Genomic DNA, 21936 nt, shown 5'->3' with positions numbered 1-21936 from the left:
AGTTGGGGTAAGTCGCATTACCCCAATTTTTTTCAGTTGTTCTTACTGTTCATTCATTGGATTTTACAGGTGGAATAATTGTTTTTCATTTGCCTGCTTTTTGGTTTTATTTACTGTTTCGCAGGGCGTTGGCATATTTTTCTTTCAGTGCTTTGTCCTCTCTGATGGTTACTGTTCCTTCTTCTATTTTATAGTCCAGTGGTGCGGTAAGTTTCAGAATATTGAGTACCTGCTCCAGTGTCTCCTGGCGGAATGTACCGCTGAAGCGAAATGTTTTAAGTGCTTCATCCTTAAAGACCACGTTTACATTAAACCTTCGTTCCATGGTGATGGCCAGTTCTTCCAGTGATTGGCTGGTAACGATCCAGTTTCCATCTTTCCAGGCTGTGTATATCTCTGTATTGCTGACCTCTCTGGTTTCTACAGGGGTGATGGATGCCGCTGTTAGGGCAGTCGTTCCCTTTTGGTTGTTGCCAGCTACTGTTGCTGGTTGTTTGTATACAACGTGCTGGTGGGGTTTCAGCATTATTTTGAATGGACTGGCTGTCTGACTGCCGTCAATTCTTACTGCTCCGTCCACCAGTGTAGTTACTACACCTTTATCTTCCGGATATGCCTTCACGTTGAAGGAGGTTCCCAGCGCCAGTATTTTCAGATCAGCTGCATTTACAGTAAACGGTTTCCGTGGATCGGTATGAACTTTAAAAAAAGCTTCTCCTTCCAGTTTCACCTCCCTGCTGCGGCTATTGAAGGAAGAGGCGTATTGCAGGCTGCTGCCGGCATTCAGCCATACTTCAGTACCATCAGACAGTTCTATTTTGGTTGTTGCCCCTTTAGGGCTGGTCACTGTTACCAGTCCCTGTCCGTTGTCTCCTTTTTTAAGAGAGAGCCAGGCAAACACTACGCCGCCACCTAATACAAAAGGAAGTGTAAAAGAGGCTGCCATTCGCAGCACCTGTTTCCATCTTTTTATGGATACCGGAGCATTGATCTGTTGTAGTTCGTGCCAGGCCGCATCAGCATTATAATGCCCAGGGGTGGCGGTAGCCATCCAGACATCCCGCAGCGCTATAAAGTACGCGCGGTTATCCGGGCTGGCGTTGATCCATTGTTCCAGCGCTCTTTGGTCTTCTGTGGAGATGTTGCCTGATAAAAATTGTGCAATCAGGTCATCCATCCGCCCATTTGAATAGTTAGGCTGCATAGTTATAAAACAAATAGTAAGACAATTTTCTGGTCACAGCAGGGTGACAAGACTTTAAAAAAAATCCGGAATTATTTCAGCAGTGGTAGTAGTTCATCCCTCAAACGCTGCAGGGCGCGGGTCATCTGTGTTTTCACGGTATTTATGGAGATCCCCAGCTGGCGGGATATTTCGGGATAACTCAGTTGTTCGAAACGACTCAGGCGGAAGATGTCCTGGCACTGTGGTGGTAGTTTGCCGATGGCTTTCTCCGCCATCTGTTCCAGTTCTGAGTGTTCCAGCCGTTCTGCCGGCGAAGGTGCGGCGGGCATATTCATTAAGGTGATACGGGATTCCAGCTGTTGCAGTAGTTCATGGCCGTATCGTGCCCTGATCCTGTCCTGCTTGATATAGTTGAGACAATTGTTTTGAACGGCCCTGTACAGATAGGCTTTTGCAGATATTCGTATATCCAGTTCATCATAACGTTCCCAGATACGGAGGAAGGTGTCCTGTACAATTTCTTCCGCCAGTTCATGGCGGTTTACAAAATCAAAAGCGAAAGTACAGAGTGCAGCATAATGCGCTTTGAAGAGGCCTTCAAAAGCTGGTAGCTGGCGTTGATCCTGTTTAATATTTAAACTTACTTCCTCCAAAGTATGCTGGTCCTGTACAACTGATGGTATTTGCTCATTGTTCACCTCACTGTTCGATTCAATGTTCACTGCAGACAGATATATATTACACCGTCACGAAAAGATACAACAAGTTAACAGGATAAAAAAACGCGGGTGTTTTACCCGCGTTTTTGTTTTATATCTATTCAAGAATATTACATGCACAATCCGCCACAGGCGCTGATTGTCTGACCAGTCACATAGCTGCTGAGGTCAGAAGCCAGGAAGAGGCATACATTGGCGATATCTTCCGGAGTACCAAAGCGTGCCAGCGGAATCTGCTGGATATAACCAGTGGCAGCTTCTCCTTCTTTAAGATAGCTGGTCATATCAGTTTCGATGAAGCCGGGAGCTACGGCGTTGCAACGGATATTACGGCTGCCCAGTTCCTGTGCAATGGATTTGGAGAACCCGATGATACCGGCTTTAGAGGCGGCATAGCTGCTTTGGCCGGCATTTCCCATGATACCGATTACGGAGCTCATGTTGATGATGCTACCGGATTTAGCTTTCATCATAGGACGGATTACCTGTTTGGTCATGTTGTACACGCTCTTCAGGTTGATGTTCATCACCTCGTCCCACTGATCGGGGCTCATTCTCAGCAGCAGGTTATCTTTGGAGATACCTGCATTGTTTACGCAGATATCAATTTTTCCGAATTCTGATAGCACTTCTGATACCAACACTTCACTTTCTTCGTACACACCTGCGTTTGACTTATAAGCTTTTGCCTGTACGCCCAGCGCCCGGAGTTTATCTTCCAGGATTTTCGCTTTTTCATCAGAGCTTACATAGGTAAAGGCCACATTGGCTCCCTGTGCTGCAAACTTCAATGCAATCGCTTCTCCAATACCGCGGCTTGCGCCAGTGACAATCGCTACTTTGTTCTCCAGTAATTTCATGTTATAGTTGATAGGTTTTAAGTGTTCATATTCTCTGCCGCGAATTTCAGAATTTCTTCGAGATAATTGCGGTCATTGTTGAGGCGTGGCACTTTGTGCTGTCCGCCCAGTTTACCCTTACTTTTGAGAAATTCACAGAAAGTGCCTTTGGGCAATACATGTACTACCGGAGGGCGCAGGGCAATATTTTTATACCTTTTGGCTTCGTAGTCCGAGTTAATGGATTTTAATGTATTATCCATTACGGTGGTGAAGCTGTCCGGGTTTTCCGGTGCTATTTCAAATTCTATCGCCCATTCATGTCCGCCGTTACCATGGTCGCTGAAATATACGGGAGCAGCCGTATAATCGTTTACCACGGCACCGGTAACTTCGCAGGCTTTGGCGATGGCGGTGTCGGCATTTTCCACTATCACTTCTTCTCCGAAGGCGTTGATAAAGGATTTGGTCCGGCCGCTCACCTTAATGCGATAAGGAAGCAGGGAAGTAAATTGAATGGTATCACCTACCAGATAACGCCACAGACCACCATTGGTGCTGATAACGAGTGCGTAGTTTTTACCGGTTTCCACTTCCTGCAGCTGGAGTGTCCTTGGATGTTCCTTACCCAGTTCCTCCATTGGCATAAACTCATAGAAGATGCCATGGTTGAGGAACAGGAGCAATCCTTCTTCTCCTATTACGTCCTGGGCGGCAAAGAAACCTTCCGAAGCGTTATAGGTTTCCTGATAGTGCATCAGGGGATTGCGTATGAGTTTATTAAACTGTTCGCGGTAGGGAGTAAAGCTTACGCCACCATGCATGTACAGTTCCAGATTGGGCCATACATCAGCCAGGTTATCTTTTCCGGTCAGTTCAAAGATCCGTTTAATCAGTACGATGGTCCAGGTAGGAACGCCGGCAATGGAAGTCACGTTTTCGTGGATAACGGCATTGGCCATGCGTTCTATCTTTTCTTCCCATTCGTCCATCAGGGCGATTTCCAGGTCGGGAGTGCGGATCATGTTACCATAGAACGGCATGTTCTGCAGCATCACGGCACTGAGGTCTCCGAAGTAGGAATCGCTGTCTTCCGACAGTTTGTTTACCTGGTGGCTACCACCGATGACCAGTGATTTTCCGGTAAATACGTCGGAATCAGGGAAATTATTGTAGTACAGGGAAATAACATCCCGGCCGGAGCGGTAATGGCATTCGTCCAGGCTTTCCACTGTTACGGGAATAAACTTGCTTTTATCGGCGGTGGTACCGCTGGATTTTGCAAACCATTTGATCGGGGTGTTCCACAGCACATTCTGCTGTCCTTCCATGGTACGCTGTATATACGGTTTGATGGTATCGTAGGTATGTACAGGGACCCTTTGTTTATATTCCTCTATTTTATAGATTTTGGAAAAGCCGTATTGTTTGCCAAACTCCGTATACTGGGCGGCGCTGATAAGGTTTTGGAATACCTGCTGCTGCACCTGCACGGGATACTGCATGAAGTATACGATGCGTCCCATGCGCAGACGTGCGAGTTGTGATATGGCAGGACTTAAAATTTTCATATAGGATGCTGTGGCGTGTTTTTTATTGTTTAGCTGCTTCGTCCAGATAATTCTTTCTCCGCAGAACGAAATTCTGGCCAAGATACACTTTTCTCACCTGTTCATCCTCGGCCAGTTCTTCAGCTGACCCGGATTTCAGGATTTTCCCTTCAAACAATAAATAGGCCCTATCAGTAATGGACAAGGTTTCCTGCACGTTGTGGTCAGTGATCAGGATACCGATATTCTTGTATTTGAGTTTAGCTACGATAGACTGGATATCTTCCACGGCGATAGGGTCGATACCGGCAAAAGGTTCGTCCAGCAGGATAAACTTGGGATCTACAGCCAGTGCCCGGGCAATTTCGGTACGGCGGCGTTCTCCCCCGCTCAATACGTCTCCGGGGCTTTTACGGACATGCTGCAGGCGGAATTCACTTAAGAGTGCTTCCAGCTTGTCTTTCTGGGCGGCCTTTTTCAGATTGGTCATCTCCAGTACAGCGGCGATATTATCTTCTACACTGAGTTTCCGGAAAACCGAAGCTTCCTGTGGCAGGTAACCGATCCCCATTTTAGCCCTTTTATACATGGGTAACTTGGTGATATTGATATCATCCAGGTACACGTTGCCCAGGTCTGGCTTAATAAGCCCTACTACCATGTAAAAGGAGGTGGTTTTACCCGCCCCGTTAGGGCCGAGCAGCCCTACTATCTCCCCCTGGGATACTTCCACAGACACGTGGTTTACCACTGTTCTGGCGCCATAGCGCTTTACCAGCTGGTCCGTATGTATTCTTAATGCCATATGATCAAACTTAGCAAAATTAAACATTTCATTCACTTGGCCTAGTTATAGTTCTCTTAAGATGAAAAAACCTATGATATTGATGGGGGGATATATTATTTTTGTTCCCATAAATTCTCAGGAGGAATAAGGTTTGGACCAAACAGCCATTATTCCACAAAGCTCACAACCGATGAAAGTAACAGAACATATTGCCCGGGCGAAGGATACCCTGATATCTTTTGAAATCCTTCCTCCGCTGAAAGGTAAAAGCATCGAATCTATCTACGACCATCTGGACCCGTTAATGGAATTCAAGCCGGCCTATATCAACGTGACCTACCACCGCAGTGAGCATATGTTCAAAAAGAAGGCTGATGGCTCTTTTGATAAGGTGGAGATCCGCAAACGTCCCGGTACGGTAGGTATCTGCGCTGCCATCATGAACCATTACAACGTGGATGCCGTTCCTCACCTTATCTGTGGCGGGTTTAGCCGGGAGGAAACGGAAAACGCCCTTATAGACCTGAATTTTTTAGGAATAGATAACGTATTGGTACTCAGAGGAGATGCCCCTAAAAATGAAACTTTCTTCGAACCTGACCCACATGGGCATAGCTATGCGATTGAGCTGCTGGACCAGGTAGCCCATATGAATAATGGGATGTACCTGGAAAACGATCTGCAGGGTGGTGTAAAAACCAATTTCTGCATCGGTGTGGCCGGTTATCCGGAAAAACACTTTGAAGCGCCCAATATGCAGACAGACATGGGACATCTGAAACGCAAAGTGGAAAACGGAGCAGATTATATCGTTACCCAGATGTTCTTCGATAATCAGAAATTCTTTGATTTTGTGGCCAAATGCCGTGAAATGGGCATCACTGTGCCGATCATACCAGGATTGAAGCCACTCACTTCCAAAAAGCAGATGACCATACTGCCACGTATTTTCCACGTAGACCTGCCTACAGAGCTGTCTAACGAGATACTACGCTGTAAAACTGACAAAGAAGTAGAGCAGGTAGGTACTGAATGGCTGATTACCCAATCCAGGGAGCTCAAACAGTTTGGTGTTCCGGTACTTCACTACTATACACTGGGCAAGCCCAATGTGGTGCGTAAAGCGGTGGAAGCTATTATGTAAGGATTAACCGTTGTTATATAAAAAGAAAGGGAATGACGAAAGTCTTTCCCTTTTTTGCTTTTCTTTCATATATAATGCCATTACGTAGAGACGTAGTGGCATATCCCTATAACTGTCACACATTTAAATTAACTGTCCAATGATCATCGCAACCCGTTTGGGAAGCAACTTTCTGTAAAGAAGACGCACACCAAAATCGTCACCCCTACTTCCTTGGAAAAAAAAAGAGGCCCTCCTTACGGAGGGCCTCTTTGCCTTTAATGATTAACTATTAAGTAGTTATATTATTTTTTGCCGCTTTTACCACCAAACAGGAAACCTACGGAAACACCGAAGTATCTGTTTTTGTGAGAAGATTTATCTTCTACTGCGTTGTTGGTCAGACCCAGGGCGTAGTTTACACCAAACTGCAGACCGTTTCTCAGTTCATAACCTACGGTGAAGTTTGCACCAGCATCCAGTGCTTTGAAGTGAGAATCTTTTTCATACGCTGCTTTTTCATCAGCAGTACCGTCTACAGGGTATTTTTTACCGTCAAATTTCACTTTCTCGTCGCTATCTGCACCGATGATACCAGTGCCAATACCAACCAGACCGGAGTATTTGGTTTTACCACCCAGACCGAGTGCTACATAAGGACCGAAGCCACCGAAGAATTTACCGGAACCCAGCTCAGTTTTGTACAGGAAGTTAATTGGAATTTCCAGATAGTTCATGCTGGTGGTCATTTTCAGACCAGCGAAGGCTTCACCGGAAGTTTCTTTTTCCTGGAATTTAAAGCCTTTTTTGCTGTAGAGTAATCCTGGTTGCAGTGCAAAGTTTTCTGCCAGGGAGATGTCAGCAATAACACCAACGTGGAAACCAGTCATGGATTTAAGACCATCAACTTTTTTGTCATCTTCTTTTACGCTGGCGTTAGCCACGTTTAAACCTGCTTTTACTCCAAATTTTACCTGAGCGAAAGTGGAAAGAGATCCAACCAGTGCTACGGCGATTAACAGAACATGCTTTTTCATAGTAAGAGATAATTAAATATGATCCGCAAATATATATACATATTCATCATACCTAAAAATATCTTTTACAGAAAATTATCGAGAAAATAAAAAAGGTCCTTCCCTGTTTGAGAAGAACCTTTTTCTATTATATTTCCGTCTTTACCAGTCTTCGCGATTCAGCAGAACCCCAAGACTGACGCCGAAATACCGGTTTTTTACCTTGCCGGCAGATTTGTCAATATCTACCAATCCATAGCTGTAATTGACCCCCAAGGTAAGATAACAGTTAAATTCAATCGTAGCCCTTGCATTTAAGCCAGCATCCCAACGTTGCAGATTAAGGCCGGTTGAAAAGACATTAGGGTCCTTGCTAAAGTCCAGCCGTTGGGAGCTGGATTGCAGCAACTGTCCCTCCTTATAAATAGCCAGCTCATAATCTCCACGGGTACTATAGGCTACATAGCCACCACCACCCAGCGCCAGTTTGCCGATGCCAATCGGTATCTTATATACCAGATCGACTGGCAGCTCCAGATACTGCAGTTTTATCCTGGTAGCACCAGGCAGTGCCACGTCTATATTTTGTTCTCCACTAAACGGTAGTTGGGCCCCTTTGGTAATATAGCTGAACCCGGGTTGCAACGCACCGTTAGGGAAAAGCGGAATATTCAGATAAAAGCCAGCTTGCCAGCCATGCAACGATTTCGTATCTGCATTACCGTTGCCCCCGGAGGAAACATCCATGCCGGCATTAACATAACCGCTCCTCAGGCCTAAACTTACCTGAGCATTAACAGTAGTGGCACAGGCCAAACAGGCCAACACACATAGGGTTGTAAAACACTTCATCTAGAAACTGTACTACGGGATTAAATAATCAGTGTATCTCGAAATATCGTTATGAACTTTAACCGGGATTCTTATTTCAATCGATGGTCTATAGAGCGAAACTAATCAAAAGGTTTTGAATTCAATAAAAAAGGCTGTCAGGAACTTACCTGACAGCCTTTTAATTAATTGTTATGAGAGTCTAACAACAATCAATGTCCACCAAACTTATACCCTATTGATACACCAAAGGAAGACATTTTGAACTTACGATCATTACTGGTGTTATCAAACGCGTTGACCATTCCCAGATCTCCGTTTAAGCCAAAATATAAGCCTATCGGCATTTCATAACCTACCTGGAAGTTACCACCCGCATCAAAACGTTTCAGCTTGTAAACAGCAGTGGCTTCATCTTTAAACGCTTTAGGATCACCCAGAAAAGGCAGGTCTTTATATTTACCGCCCAAACCCAGTGCTACATAAGGACCTACTGCCAACACCAGTCTGCCACTTCCCACTTCCGGTTTAAACATAAAATCGAGAGGCAACTGCAGGTAAGACAAATCCACCTTGCCCAGGTCATGCTTGAACTTACCTCCCCTGTTGGCATACAGTAGTCCGGTACCAATATAGAAATCATCCCCGATAGGAATATCAACAGTCACACCTGCTCTCAAACCCACGCGAATGCTACTGGTTTCCTTTGACCCCCCGGCAAATCTTGTATTCACACTTGAAAACTGAGGGCCGGCAACGATGCCCCACTGCACCTGACCAAATGTAACACCAGCGATCATTAAAGCGACCACAGATAAAAATACCTTTTTCATTTTTATGTGTATTTGGATGATGGTAAAAGTGACGCCAACAGGCGGTGGCGCCACTTTTTTCTTTCTGATCTGTTATAATCAGCCTGTACTTTTTGCTTACTTGCTGTAATTACAAAACGGGAGAAAAATTGTTTTGTAAAAGGTTACTATCTGCCTCCGAACAAATAACCAACAGAAACGCTGAACACCCGGTTCTTGTTTTTATCATCTGCACTGTTATCCTGTCCGGAATATACTTTGGCAAAGCCAATTCCATATTGCGCACTGATCAGGAAATTACTGATCTCGGCACCAACCTGCACATTACCTCCCCAGTCAAACCTTTTCCACTTGTCACGGCCCTGGTTCAAATCGCCATTATTAAAAGGAGTATCATCGTCCCACTTAATGTCTGAAGACCCACTGGCAGTACCAGCTACTGTGACTGCTTCATATTTATTCCTGCCTGCCACCCCGAATGCAAAATACGGGCCGACACCGGCAAACAAGCTGGCACCCTCTCCTATAGGCAGCCTGGCAATAAGATTCAATGGAACTTCAACGTAAGATGGGTTCTGTGTATACTTAGCATAAGGGCTCGTAAGAGATACATGGTTCCTATCTCCTACTTCTGTTTTGGTCCCTTTTGTGGTGTAAAAAACTCCCGGCTGAAAAGACAGAATACGTGGCACCAGCGGCAAATCCGCTATGACACCCACGTTGAAGCCGGACAACGTTTTGGCATCTTCAGTACTTCCTCCGTTTGTGGTAGTAATATTGGAAAGGTTCCAACCACCTTTAACGCCTACACGGGCTTGCGACATCGCTGCAACAGAAATCGTCATCGCTGCTAATGACAGGAAAATCGTCTTCTTAGTCATAACCTTAAATTTTGGTCCGGCAGCCAAAATTCAAAGAGTATGCCAAAAGAATGTTAAATTTATATAAAATATTGATTTTCAATGCTCACAGAGGTGCATATTCTACATTCTACACCCCGTTTTCTACAGTTTTGCAGCTACATTCTTTTGCCCGGCATGTTCTAAAAATTCATTTAGCTGCTCTACTGCCAACCGCTTGGCAACGATTTTTTTGTTCTCATCCAGCAGATATACTACCGGTGTACTATACACGTCGTATAAACGACGATAGTTGGTCTTGTTATCCGCATCCAGTGCATGTATCCAGCCATTGAGTTTGTGCTCCTTAATAAAGGACAGCCATTCTTCCCGTGTGCCTTCCGTTTTAATACCGATCATGGCTACTCCTTTATTTTTCCAGCTGGCCTTAAATGCAGAATCCAGACGGGGCACTTCAGTCTTACAGTGGCCACAGGTAGGATCCCAGAATACCAGGACAGTGAATTTGGCTTTTGTTTTATACAATGAAACAGGTCTGGAGGCGGTATCCTTCAGTTCCAGCGGAGCTGCCTGTTGCCCGATCAGATTAGGCGCCAGTGTGTAAGCCCGGTTAACGATCTTGTTCAGCTGTTCATCATTCAGCCAGTAAGCATCCCCTGACACATAATACTTCTCCACCAGATGCACAAATACGGCATCCATACCCATGTAAGGAGAACTTTCATAGTTATAGGTAAGCCACCAGAGTACAAATTTGAATGCCTCCTTGCTCTTGCGGGTACGGGCTATGAGGGCATCACAGTCTGCGATGATGGAGTCCGGCATATTTACCACCAGCTGGGTAAAGTATTTTTTCAGTTTACCTTCCAGTACCGGCGTTCTCACCAGGCGGTCGGTAGACAGCTCTACATCGTCCCAGTAATGGCCTTTAAAATAACGATAGGCAAAAGTAGAGTCTTCACCTGCTGGCTGCTGTGGTATCTCAGGCTCTTTCATAGCCTTGAAAATGGCCGACAGGATAGCATTAGGGTTTTTCTGGATCAGTTCCTGCCGGTATTGCTGCAGTTTTTTACCCAGCTCCTGCTGTAAAGGCAGCACCTTGGCAGAGTCTGCAGCTGTTTGCGCAGCTTTCAGCTGGCTGGCAATATTATGGGTAAGTGCTTCCTGCTGGAAAATAAACCGGTTATATCCCAGAAACAGGTCATTATCAGGAGATCCTTTATAAACAGTTTTGTTGATCAGGTCAGTAGTATCGATTGTTACGCTGAACGCCTGCTGTTTGTCGATCAGTGTTTCCACATATTGCTGTTTGCCGGGCAGTACGACCAGATAAATACCAGGTAACAGCGGTGTTTTCCCCTTCAGGATAACTTCACCGGACGGAGATACGTCGGCTGAGTCAGTCAGGTAGGTGGTCCGGCCCATATAATTGGCCAGAAACAGTTTTCCACTGGTATAATTTTTCAGCTTAATGGAGAGCTGATAACCCTGTGCTTGCAGGTTTAACTGTAAAGCGAGTGCTGCCAGGAGCAGAAAAAATATCTTACGCATAGGAATTGGTAACAATATGTAAAAATAAGGGGAAAAAAGGTAATTGGTATATCCTTTTACGATTAACGATTCACGAATTCCTTTTACCTTTGCAGCCGTGAGGAAAAAAAATGTTGTTTTAGAAAAAGTACCTGTATCCGGCTATGCCGCAGAAGGTAAGGCCCTGGCGCGGCAAGACGGTAAAGTCATCTTTATTGAAGGGGGTGTAATGCCCGGCGATATTGTAGACGTACGGCTGAGTAAAAACAAAAAAGACTGGGCCGAAGGAAAGGCCATTCATTTCCATGCCTACTCTGACAAGCGGGTGGAGCCGTTTTGTGCGCATTTTGGTACCTGCGGCGGTTGTAAATGGCAGATGATGCCTTACAGCCTGCAGCTGGAATACAAACAGCAACAGGTGGCAGATCACCTGCAGCGTATCGGCAAGCTGGACCTCCCTCCCATGAGCCCGATCCTTGGATCAGCCCATACGGAGCACTACCGCAACAAGCTGGAATTTACCTTCAGCAACAAGGCCTACCTCACCAATGAAGAAGTAAGGACGCTCAACGGGGAAATCCCGGTGAGACCGGCACTTGGCTTTCACGTACCCAAACTGTTCGACAAGGTGCTGGATATCAACACCTGCTACCTGATGCAGGAACCGGTGAACCTCATCCGCAACACTATCCGGGAGTATGCCATACAGCATGAACTGTCTTTTTATGATATCCGCCTGCAGGAAGGCTGGCTGCGGAATCTTGTTGTACGTTTGTGCACAACCGGGGAGATTATGGTGAACCTGGTGATACATCATGAAGACAAGGCAAACAGGGTAGCACTGCTGGACCATCTGCAGAAAACAGTACCGGCTATCACCACCCTGCTGTACACCATCAACCCCAAGAAAAACGACTCCATCTTCGATCTGGAACCACAGGTGTATTCCGGTAAAGGTTATGCAGAAGAAAAACTGGAGGACTTTGTATTTAAAATAGGTCCGAAATCTTTCTTCCAGACAAACACCTACCAGGGAGAAGTGTTATATAAGGTTACGCGTGACTTTGCAGAACTGACCGGTTCGGAAATTGTATACGATCTGTACTGTGGTACCGGTAGTATTGGTATTTTTGTATCCCGCAAAGCCCGGAAAGTTGTGGGCATTGAACTGATTAAGGAAGCGATTGATGATGCCCGGGAAAATGCAGCCCGTAACCAGGTAAACAATGCTGAGTTTTTTGCCGGTGATGTAGTGGATATTTGTGACGATGCTTTTTTTGCCCATCACGGACAGCCGGACGTTATTATTACCGACCCTCCACGGGCTGGTATGCACGAAAAACTGGTCAATAAACTGCTGGAGATTGCTGCCCCAAAAATCGTATATGTAAGCTGTAACCCGGCTACACAGGCCAGAGACCTGGCTTTGCTGGATGCGCTGTACACGGTGGAAAAGGTACAACCCGTAGATATGTTTCCGCATACCCATCACATCGAAAATGTGGTGTTGCTGAAGAAAAGAGAAAATAAATAGAAATAATGAACGAGTACAGGCCCGGAAAATTTCAGTTTTTACCCCTGGTGATCAAAAACCTTTTGATCATAAATGGATTGGTTTGGTTGGTCCAGATTACCCTGCTTAAAAAGTACGGGTATGATATGAATGACCTTTTTGCTCTCCATTACTGGGGGTCATCGGGATTCCGGCCCCATCAGTTCATCACTCACCTGTTCATGCACTCTACCAGCGATCCCTGGCACCTGCTCATGAACATGTTTACACTCTGGATGTTTGGCGCCACGCTGGAAAACAGGTGGGGATCCAAAAGGTTCCTGATTTTTTATATGATATGCGGTATAGGCGCTTCGCTCTGTTATATGGGCGTGCAGACCTATGAGAATATGACCCTGGCCAAATATGCCAATGCTTTCCTGGACAACCCTACGTTCAGCAACTTCGTGGCGCTGGATAAGAAGTTCCATCTGGACAATGCCAATATCAGCATGAGCGATATGAAAGAGGCTATTGCACAGGGTAATACGCTGGCTATCGATATGGCGAAAATATATGTCAAACAATATATGCTCGCTTACAGCAACAGCATCGTTGTAGGCGCTTCCGGCGCGGTATACGGTATCCTGTTTGCTTTTGGCTATCTCTTTCCCAATGCTATCATCTTCCTGTATTTCTTCCCCATAAGGGCCAAATACTTCGTTGCTTTTATGATCCTGACAGAAGTATGGGCCGGGATACAAAACTCTCCGGAAGACAACGTGGCACACTTTGCTCATCTGGGCGGCGCACTTTTTGCATATCTCCTGCTGAAAGGCTGGACCCAAAGGGACAGAACCAATTTTTATTGACGCAAGACTATATTTAGCCGTAATTTTGTATTGAAAATACTCGTACCATGCATGCGTTGGAAAAAGAGAAAATGCCCCGCCTCTCCCTTGGAGAAGAACGGAATATGGTCACCCAATTAGTGATTTTTAACCTCACTGCTTTCATATTCCTTCTTTTTACACTTGTTATTTACAAGATGGAAATAGGGAAAGATGGAGAGGCTATTTTCTATAAAAATATTATGAACTGGCTGCGGTTGCCAGCAGATCCGGCCAAACTGATGGTCCGCCCCTGGACAATATTGACCTCTCTGGTTACTCACATAGAAGTGTGGCAGATTTTTACCAATATGGTGTGGTTATGGTGTTTTGGCACTTTCCTGCAACATATTGCCGGCCATCAGCGCATCCTGCCGATATATCTGTTTGGCGGCCTGACAGGTAACCTGTTTTACATACTGGGTGTACAGGCAATTCCGGCCCTGCACGCTCTTCTGCCTACTGGCGCCATTATGGGAGCTTCTCCCAGCATTATGGCCATGGCAGCAGGCGCTACCCTCATCTCCCCCCGCTACCGCATTTTCCCCTTACTGGCAGGCGGTATCCCTCTCTGGATCATCACCCTGGTATATGTGGGACTGTCTGTAGCCACCAGCGTAACGAGCCTCAGCGGCATTGCCTATCTGATCCAGATTACAGGCGGTGGTCTTGCCGGTTTGTTGTTTATGTACAGCTGGAGAAAAGGACGCGATTGGGGTGCAGGCTTCAACAGATTGCTTTTCAAACTAACCCATGTTTTTCATCCGGCTGCTCAGCGGATTAATCCGGATGATCCTAAAAGCATTGCCCAAAGTATCCCTGCTGCCGGAGAAAATCAGCCTTTCCGCCGCGTTGGACAGGTACCTGAGCAACGCCTCAACGAAATACTCGATAAGATCAATGAAATGGGGCTGGACTCCCTGTCCCCTGAAGAACGGGAAACATTGCTGCGCGCCAGCAAGTCTTCCAAATAATACTGGTTTTGATTATTTGGTTATTTGATTTTTAAAGTAATATCTTTCCTATCATCAAATGACCAAATAATCACAACCCGATCCCTGATGAAATTTGTTTGTGTTCTGTTGCTCGTTTCATTGTTGTTAAGTGCCTACCTCCCCTTACTTAACCCCGGCGATTACTGGATAGCCGGATTTGCCCCGCTCACCTTTCCACTTCTTTTCCTGTTATGCCTGTTGTCTCTGCCTTTCTGGATATGGCGAAGAAAAAAGAGATATGTTTTTTATACCATTGCTGCATTGTTGTTATGTCTCCGGCCTGCTTTACGTACCTGGGGATTCCATATACTGTCCAGGGACAATATCACCAAAACCTCCGGCAGCTGGGAGTTTACGCTGATGACCTACAACACCAGCAGTATGGGGCTACAATCCTACAAGATCAATCCGCAGATACGGGCAGCTGTTTTTCAGCAGATCCATGAAAGCCAGCCTGACATCCTGTGCATGCAGGAGTTCTACACCAACGATCATCCTGAATTATCAAACCATATAGATTCCCTGCGGAACATCGGCCAATATCCCTATCACTACTTCACCTGCGACCAGGTATCCTGGAACACGTGGTATTATGGTATCGTTCTCTTTTCCCGCTACCCCATCACAGCCGCCACGGCCATCCCATGTGATGTAGAAGCCAATGGCAGCGGACGTAGTTTCCTTCAGGCTGATATTGTTGTTCAGCAGGACACCGTGCGGGTTTTCAGTGTACAGTTTACTTCGTATATGTTTTCCGGTAATGATTATAGCAACCTGAGATCACATCCTGTTCTGGTGATGGGGAAAATGAAGCGTACCTTTCGCCGCAGGGCTGGGCAAGCCCGGCTACTGGCCTCACTGGTGGCAGCCAGTCCCTATCCGGTGATCGTTGCCGGAGATTTTAATGATCCGCCGGCCTCCTACAGCTATCATACCGCAGCAGCCGGACTGCAGGATGTTTTCCTGCAAACTGGCTTTGGCTGGGGGCGTACACTGTCGTATCTGTCGCCTACTTTGCGAATCGATTATATCCTGCCAGACCAGCATTTTGACATTAAAGGGGCCCGGGTCCTGAAAACGCCAACATCAGAGCATTTCCCGGTAATATCCCGTCTGTCGTTGAAAAAACACTAACTTTATTCATTCAACAAACGTGGAAACGCGGTGCGATTCTTAAGACTATTTACGAAAGGCTTTTTTGTCATCATCAACGTAGGAGTGGTGTTACTGTTCCTTGCCGCCTGCCTAGCACCGTACATTTCACCCGCCTGGTTCTGGCCGATCAGCTTCATTACCCTGGCATTTCCTTTCTTACTGGGGCTGCTGGTAGTGTTTATGGTCGGATGGCTGTTTTTCAACTACCGGTATGCATTTTTATCCCTGATCGCGCTGTTCCTGGGATGGAAGTCTATCAGTGCTTTTCTGGCGTTTAACCTGCCGGCGGGCAACAAACCGGCACCTCCATCGGAGAGCCTGACAGTGATGAGCTACAACGTTAGCCAGTTTGGCCTTTACCGGGAAAAAGACAGTAAATACAACCGCCAGGCCATGTTTGCCCTGATCAAAAAACAGGAACTGGACATCGCCTGCTTCCAGGATTTTTATACTTCGGAGAAAAAGAACGATTTTAACAACCGGGAAGATATTTCCAGAGAGATGAAGTTGCCCTATCGCTTTTTCTCCAGCGATTTTAACCGCAACGGTATGCAGCACTGGGGTTCCATCATCTTTTCGAAATACCCTATTATTGCGTCAGACAAGGTGAAAATGAGTATGGGTCCATTGAGCGAAAGCCTGATCTATGCTGATATTGTGAAGGATGACGATACGATCCGTATTATCAATATGCACCTGGAATCGTACCGGTTCAATGAAAAAGACTATACCGATATCAAAAAAATAAAGAACCAGGAAGATACCGGGTTGGTAGCCACCAAAAATATCATCCAGAAAATGCGGGAGGCATACATCCGTCGCAGTCAACAGGCCGATATTGTAGGTAATTTTATCCGGCAAAGTCCTTATCCGGTAATCGTATGCGGGGATTTTAACGATACCCCGGCTTCGTATACCTATTTTACCATCAAAGGAGATTTGCAGGATGCCTTTCTGAAAAAAGGACTGGGTGTAGGGCGTACTTTTGGAGGGCTGGCCCCTACCCTGCGCATCGATTATGTGTTTGCCAGCACCGATTTTAGAATCAACAGCTTCCGGAAGATCATTTCAGACCTGTCTGACCACTATCCGGTTATCGCAAACCTTAGCCTTATAGGCGGCGGTTTACGGGAAGTAGAAGTAAACAAATAAGTATAAATTATCATGAAAAGGTTTAATATTTTGAGATCTGACCGATGTTGTTCCCGGACTTTTAACTTACGTCTGAAACAATATTTATCTTTGCCATCCACCACCGGAGAAAAAGCGTGTTGTTAGCGGCACGCCACCGGACATTCTTAATTACAGCATATGTCAGAACTCAGGATATACAATTCATTACACCGTCAGAAAGAAGTATTCACCCCCTTACACCCTGGCCACGTAGGCATGTACGTGTGCGGTCCCACCGTATCGGGAGAATCTCACCTGGGCCATGCCCGCCCCTACATCACATTTGATGTGGTATACCGTTATCTGCAGCATCTGGGCTATAAAGTGCGTTATGTGCGCAACATCACCGATGCCGGCCATTTTGAAGAAGAAGGCCGCGCTGCAGAAGACAAAATTTCCAAATTTGCCGTACTCGAAAAGCTCGAGCCCATGGAGCTGGTGCAGAAATACACCAATCTGTTTCACTGGGCCATGTTGCAGTTCGGGTGCCTGGAACCCAGCATTGAACCTACTGCTACCGGCCATATCATAGAACAGATTGAAATGATCAAAACGATCATGGAAAAGGGATATGCCTATGAAGTAGGTGGCAGTGTTTATTTTGATGTAAAAAAATATGCCGCCAGCTACGATTATGGTATCCTCAGCGGCCGTGTCCTGGAAGACATGCTGGAAACCACCCGTGAACTGGAAGGACAGGACGAGAAACGCAACAAAGCAGATTTCGCCCTCTGGAAAAAAGCACCAGCAGAACATATCATGCGCTGGCCAAGTCCCTGGGGTGAAGGTTTCCCCGGATGGCATATCGAGTGCTCTGCTATGAGTGCCAAATACCTGGGTCACCAGTTTGACATCCATGGTGGCGGTATGGACCTTCAGTTTCCTCACCACGAGTGCGAAATCGCGCAGAGTGAGGTTGCCCATGGCGATATGATGGCCCGTTACTGGATGCACAACAATATGATCACCATCAACGGACGTAAGATGGGTAAAGCCTATGGCAACACCATCAAACTGACGGAGATGTTTACCGGCAGCAATTCACAGCTGGACAAGGCTTACAGCCCTATGACCATCCGGTTTTTCGTATTGCAGACACATTACCGCAGCACGCTGGACTTCTCCAATGAAGCACTGCAGGCCGCGGAAAAAGGACTGCAACGTCTCTGGGCTGCTCATGAAACGCTGCAGAAACTGAGCTATGGCGCAGCAGCTGGTCCGCTGAACGAAGAGCTGGACAAACAGGTGCGCAACTGGTGCCTGGAATGCGCGGAGTTCATGAACGACGACGTTAATACCGCCAAAGTGCTGGCCAACCTCTTTGAACTGACACCCGTTATCAACTCTCTGAAAGGCGGTCAGATCAAGATGCATGAGATCAGCGAAGACACCTTCGCCTTGCTGCAGCAAACCTGGCAAACCTATCTGATAGACATCCTGGGTATACAACAACCGCCGGCAAGCAGTGATGACCACCTGCTCGATGGAGTGCTGCAGATGCTGATATCCATGCGTAAGGAAGCCAAAAGCCGTAAGGACTACGCCGCTTCCGACAAAATCCGCAATGAGCTGCTGAGCATTGGCATCCAGCTCAAGGATGAAAAAGACGGTACTGTTACCTACAGTGTTCAATAAGCTAAATATTTGAAGAAGATAATGCGTAAAGCTCTGATCATTTTGACAACGCTGGCCATCACGGCCGGCGCTTGTCAACAGCAGTCAACAAAAACGGAAAATACGGCGGACAGCACCGGGGCCAGTAAGGTGGCCAAACTGGCCGTGCCTGTACCGGCCTTCAACGCGGATTCGGCATATGCCTATACCGCCAAACAGGTAAGCTTTGGCCCGAGGATACCCAATACACCAGCACAGCAGAAATGTGCAGACTGGATGATCAGTACCTTGCGGCAGTGGGCAGATACGGTATATGTGCAACGCACTACCGTTACTGGCCCTCATAAAGAGAACCTTCCCTGTATCAACATCATCGCCAGTTTTAACCCTGCTGCCAAACAGCGGGTGCTGCTGCTCGCCCACTGGGACACCCGTCCATGGGCTGATGAAGATGCTTTTGATAAAAAGGGCAAACTGGATGGTGCTGATGATGGCGCCAGCGGTGTGGCTGTGTTGATGGAAGCTGCCCGGCAGTTCCGTGCCCAGCGGCCGGAGGCAGGGGTAGACATTCTGTTGGTAGACGTAGAGGATTACGGCGTAAAAGACAATGAAAACTCTTTCTGCCTGGGTACCCAGTACTGGGCTAAAAACCCGCATGTAAAGGGTTATAAAGCCAATTACGGCATACTCCTGGACATGGTAGGCGGCCGCGGTTCACAGTTTTATATGGAAGGTTCTTCCCAGCAATATGCTTACGGGCCTATGAAAATGTTCTGGGACGTGGCCAATCAACTGGGATACTCCGACTTTTTCCGTTATGAGAAAAACGGCTCCTACATTACGGATGACCACATTTATGTGAACACCATGGCCAACATCCCCACATTTGATATTATCGCCTGGCAGGCCAACGGCAATTTTGCGCCGCACTGGCATACCCAGAATGATAACATGAGTGTGATTGATACCAAAACATTAAAAGCAGTAGGACAAACGATTCTGCAGGTGATCTACAACCAGCCGTTTACCTATTAATGTCACCGGCCGGAGTGCTGGATTACAGGATATATACATTTAACCGATAGTTTATGCCCAGACCATCTGGCACTCCGGTAACGGAACACGCTTATATAGCACATCTCAGCAAAGACAAAAAGCTGCAGAAGATTATCTCCGGTCCGCTGGCTGCGCGGGTAAAGCGAAAGAACTTTGCTGTACGCCTGATGCAGGCCATTATGAACCAGCAGCTCTCCACCAAAGTGGCCGACGTGATTTATGCCCGTTTTCTGGCCCTTTACAGCCATAAGGAACCTACTCCCCAACAGGTGATGGATACACCTCCTGAGGTACTGCGTTCCATTGGCCTGTCCAATGCCAAAGTATCCTACTGTGCATAACGTAGCCCACTTCGTGCTGACGGAAAAGCTTACAGATGCCAAACTCCACAAAATGGATGATGAAGCCGTGATCATATGCCTCACCCGTATCAAGGGTGTAGGCCGGTGGACGGTGGAAATGTTGCTGATGTCGCACCTTCATCGGGAGGATATTTTCTCTATCGACGACCTGGGCATACAGCAGGCCATGACTACATTGTATAAGCTCGACCCCAGTGATAAAAAGCTTTTCAGGGAAAAGATGAAAACGATCTCTGATAAATGGTCGCCTTACCGAACCCACGCCTGCCGCTACCTCTGGCAGTGGAAAGATTCCTGAATGTAAATACGTTGCGTAGTACCTTACTAAATTTGTGCTATGAGTTTGCAGGGAAGTTTATTCGAAGAACCAGCCCCCGGGAATGTCATCAGTTTAAAGAACGGAGAACTGGCTTATTATCCGCACTTTTTCAATAAAGCGGAAAGTGATACGTATATGCAGACTTTGCTGGACACCATAGCCTGGAAACAGGAATCAATGCGGATGTACGGCAAAGAGGTGTTATTTCCCCGGTTAATGGCCTGGTATGGCGATGTAGCCACTTCCTACAGTTTTTCAGGCAATACGTTTGTGCCACAGCCCTGGACGCAAGCATTAACAGACATTCGCGACCGTATAACCCCAACGGCCGGCACCACATTCAACAGCGTATTGCTCAACCTGTACCGTGACGGTAACGACTCTATGGGATGGCATGCCGATGATGAGCCGGAACTGGGACCTCAGCCAGTTATCGCTTCTGTTAACTTTGGCGCCGCCCGCCGCTTTTTGTTACGCTATAAAAGTGATCATCACCTGAAGCATGAAATATTGCTGGAACATGGTTCTCTCCTCATCATGAAAGGAACCCTGCAGCAATACTGGGAACACCAGGTACCCAAAACAAGCCGCCAGATCTCCGGAAGGATCAACCTCACCTTCCGCTTTATCCACCCGTAAAACCATATATACCTGCTATGAACAACCTTATTCTACTCATTGGAAATGATATCAACAACATTTCCAGCGGACAAAGCTGGAAAGACCTGTTGCAGGATATTATCACCTTCTGTCATACAGGCGACTGCGTGGAACTGGATGATAAAAAACCATTCCCGCTACTATATGAAGAAGTGTTTCTAACCGCCATCAAAAGAGAAAAAATGCGGGAAAGAGAACTGAAAGCATTTATCGCCATCAAAGCCGCTGAAATAAAATCCAACGGCATCCATGAAGCAATCAGAGCTCTCAAGCCGGCACATATCCTCACCACCAACTATGAGTTCACCCTCGAAGGCCGCACCCCGTTTGAAAACACCAGTCTTATCAATGAAAAATTCTACAGCATCTTCCGGAAATATACCATGGATGATATTCACTACTGGCATATTCACGGTGATTGCCTCAACCCCATGAGCATCAACCTGGGCTTTGAACATTATGGCGGTCAGCTGCAACTGATGCGTAACTATGTGGTCAGTGGCACCTTCTATTCCAACAAGGAAGTGCCAAAGGCTTCCTTACTGAGACGCATACACGCTAAACAGGTATATTTCCATTCCTGGATAGATTTTTTCTTTACCCGTGATATCCACATCTTCGGGCTGTCGCTCGATTTTGTGGAAACAGACCTCTGGTGGCTGCTCACCTACAGAGCCCGGCAAAAATTTCATCATAAAAATATTCCGGTGCCCAATACCATCTACTACTATATTCCGGAAGAGCTAAAGGCCGCCTGCAAATTCAAGCTGGACCTGCTTTCCGCTAATGACATCCGTGTTGTAAGTCTTCCCGGAAAAGATAAACGGGCCTACTACAACACCATCATCCAACGTATAGAAAAGATGAAATCGTAAACACTGATTGTAACTTTCTGCATACTGGCAGCGTTTTTGCAAACAAGAGGTATACTGACAAAAGTAAACCGTCAGGTACCTTTTGTTGTTAA

The 21936-nt window shown here is 46.5% G+C and carries 22 protein-coding genes; 12 read left to right on the top strand and 10 right to left on the bottom strand.

From position 1 onward, the window contains the following. Positions 1-106: 106 nt before the first annotated feature. The 5 genes from DF182_RS13955 to lptB form a co-directional block, all read right to left on the bottom strand. The gene (locus tag DF182_RS13955; protein WP_113616209.1) at positions 107-1204 is read right to left on the bottom strand and encodes a FecR family protein; all 1098 of its coding nucleotides are present in this window, start codon (positions 1202-1204) and stop codon (positions 107-109) included. Positions 1205-1275: 71 nt separating this feature from the next. After that, complete coding sequence (locus DF182_RS13950) at positions 1276-1908, bottom strand: RNA polymerase sigma-70 factor (RefSeq protein WP_211327106.1); 633 nt, start codon at positions 1906-1908, stop codon at positions 1276-1278. Between the two features lie 107 nt (positions 1909-2015). After that, positions 2016-2765 (bottom strand): 3-oxoacyl-[acyl-carrier-protein] reductase, encoded by a 750-nt coding sequence (gene fabG / locus DF182_RS13945; RefSeq protein WP_113616208.1) that lies wholly within the window; start codon positions 2763-2765, stop codon positions 2016-2018. A 17-nt stretch (positions 2766-2782) separates the two neighbouring features. After that, the gene (locus tag DF182_RS13940) at positions 2783-4315 is read right to left on the bottom strand and encodes a GH3 auxin-responsive promoter family protein (protein WP_113616207.1); all 1533 of its coding nucleotides are present in this window, start codon (positions 4313-4315) and stop codon (positions 2783-2785) included. Between the two features lie 22 nt (positions 4316-4337). Beyond that, positions 4338-5099, bottom strand: coding sequence for an LPS export ABC transporter ATP-binding protein (gene lptB, locus DF182_RS13935; protein ID WP_113616886.1), 762 nt, complete (start codon positions 5097-5099; stop codon positions 4338-4340). Positions 5100-5271: 172 nt separating this feature from the next. Here lptB and metF point away from each other — a divergent pair, with 172 nt between their 5' ends. Beyond that, positions 5272-6225, top strand: coding sequence for a methylenetetrahydrofolate reductase [NAD(P)H] (gene metF / locus DF182_RS13930; protein ID WP_113616206.1), 954 nt, complete (start codon positions 5272-5274; stop codon positions 6223-6225). A 284-nt stretch (positions 6226-6509) separates the two neighbouring features. Here the strand turns inward: metF and DF182_RS13925 are convergent, their stop codons facing one another. From DF182_RS13925 to DF182_RS13905, 5 genes are all read right to left on the bottom strand, one after another. After that, on the bottom strand, positions 6510-7241 hold the full coding sequence (locus DF182_RS13925; RefSeq protein ID WP_113616205.1) for a porin family protein: 732 nt from the start codon (positions 7239-7241) through the stop codon (positions 6510-6512). Between the two features lie 141 nt (positions 7242-7382). Beyond that, positions 7383-8048, bottom strand: coding sequence for a porin family protein (locus DF182_RS13920; protein ID WP_161964141.1), 666 nt, complete (start codon positions 8046-8048; stop codon positions 7383-7385). A gap of 215 nt (positions 8049-8263) precedes the next feature. Further along, a complete protein-coding gene (locus DF182_RS13915; RefSeq protein ID WP_113616203.1) occupies positions 8264-8884 on the bottom strand; it encodes a porin family protein in 621 nt (206 codons plus the stop codon). A gap of 146 nt (positions 8885-9030) precedes the next feature. Then, complete coding sequence (locus DF182_RS13910) at positions 9031-9744, bottom strand: porin family protein (RefSeq protein WP_113616202.1); 714 nt, start codon at positions 9742-9744, stop codon at positions 9031-9033. A gap of 123 nt (positions 9745-9867) precedes the next feature. Then, complete coding sequence (locus DF182_RS13905) at positions 9868-11274, bottom strand: TlpA family protein disulfide reductase (RefSeq protein ID WP_113616201.1); 1407 nt, start codon at positions 11272-11274, stop codon at positions 9868-9870. A 97-nt stretch (positions 11275-11371) separates the two neighbouring features. Between DF182_RS13905 and rlmD the strand changes: the two genes are divergently transcribed. The 11 genes from rlmD (at position 11372) to DF182_RS13855 (ending at position 21844) form a co-directional block, all read left to right on the top strand. After that, positions 11372-12787, top strand: coding sequence for a 23S rRNA (uracil(1939)-C(5))-methyltransferase RlmD (gene rlmD, locus DF182_RS13900; RefSeq protein ID WP_113616885.1), 1416 nt, complete (start codon positions 11372-11374; stop codon positions 12785-12787). Positions 12788-12912: 125 nt separating this feature from the next. Continuing rightward, entirely contained in the window at positions 12913-13617 is a 705-nt protein-coding gene (locus DF182_RS13895) for a rhomboid family intramembrane serine protease (protein ID WP_161964140.1), read from the top strand. A gap of 47 nt (positions 13618-13664) precedes the next feature. Then, positions 13665-14609, top strand: a complete 945-nt coding sequence (locus DF182_RS13890; RefSeq protein WP_113616199.1) for a rhomboid family intramembrane serine protease — start codon at positions 13665-13667, stop codon at positions 14607-14609. Positions 14610-14696: 87 nt separating this feature from the next. Beyond that, positions 14697-15764 (top strand): endonuclease/exonuclease/phosphatase family protein, encoded by a 1068-nt coding sequence (locus tag DF182_RS13885; protein ID WP_113616198.1) that lies wholly within the window; start codon positions 14697-14699, stop codon positions 15762-15764. A 30-nt stretch (positions 15765-15794) separates the two neighbouring features. After that, entirely contained in the window at positions 15795-16937 is a 1143-nt protein-coding gene (locus DF182_RS13880; RefSeq protein WP_147243436.1) for an endonuclease/exonuclease/phosphatase family protein, read from the top strand. 159 nt (positions 16938-17096) lie between these two features. Then, positions 17097-18593: a cysteine--tRNA ligase gene (gene cysS, locus DF182_RS13875; protein ID WP_113616196.1), complete on the top strand. Its 1497-nt coding sequence runs from the start codon at positions 17097-17099 to the stop codon at positions 18591-18593. 21 nt (positions 18594-18614) lie between these two features. Continuing rightward, a complete protein-coding gene (locus tag DF182_RS13870; protein ID WP_113616195.1) occupies positions 18615-19607 on the top strand; it encodes a M28 family peptidase in 993 nt (330 codons plus the stop codon). A gap of 53 nt (positions 19608-19660) precedes the next feature. Further along, positions 19661-19969 carry a DNA glycosylase family protein gene (locus DF182_RS32675; RefSeq protein WP_245957439.1) on the top strand — a complete coding sequence of 103 codons (309 nt, stop codon included), beginning with the start codon at positions 19661-19663 and terminating at the stop codon, positions 19967-19969. Continuing rightward, a complete protein-coding gene (locus DF182_RS32670; protein WP_245957438.1) occupies positions 19962-20288 on the top strand; it encodes a DNA-3-methyladenine glycosylase family protein in 327 nt (108 codons plus the stop codon). The genes DF182_RS32675 and DF182_RS32670 overlap by 8 nt, the downstream gene beginning before the upstream one ends. Positions 20289-20327: 39 nt before the next feature. Then, a complete protein-coding gene (locus tag DF182_RS13860; RefSeq protein WP_113616194.1) occupies positions 20328-20948 on the top strand; it encodes an alpha-ketoglutarate-dependent dioxygenase AlkB family protein in 621 nt (206 codons plus the stop codon). Between the two features lie 17 nt (positions 20949-20965). Then, positions 20966-21844 carry a hypothetical protein gene (locus DF182_RS13855; protein WP_113616193.1) on the top strand — a complete coding sequence of 293 codons (879 nt, stop codon included), beginning with the start codon at positions 20966-20968 and terminating at the stop codon, positions 21842-21844. Positions 21845-21936: the final 92 nt, after the last annotated feature.

Origin of the sequence: Chitinophaga flava (assembly GCF_003308995.1) — a bacterium.
GTDB lineage: Bacteria > Bacteroidota > Bacteroidia > Chitinophagales > Chitinophagaceae > Chitinophaga > Chitinophaga flava.
This window is presented reverse-complemented; position numbering and strand designations above follow the sequence as displayed.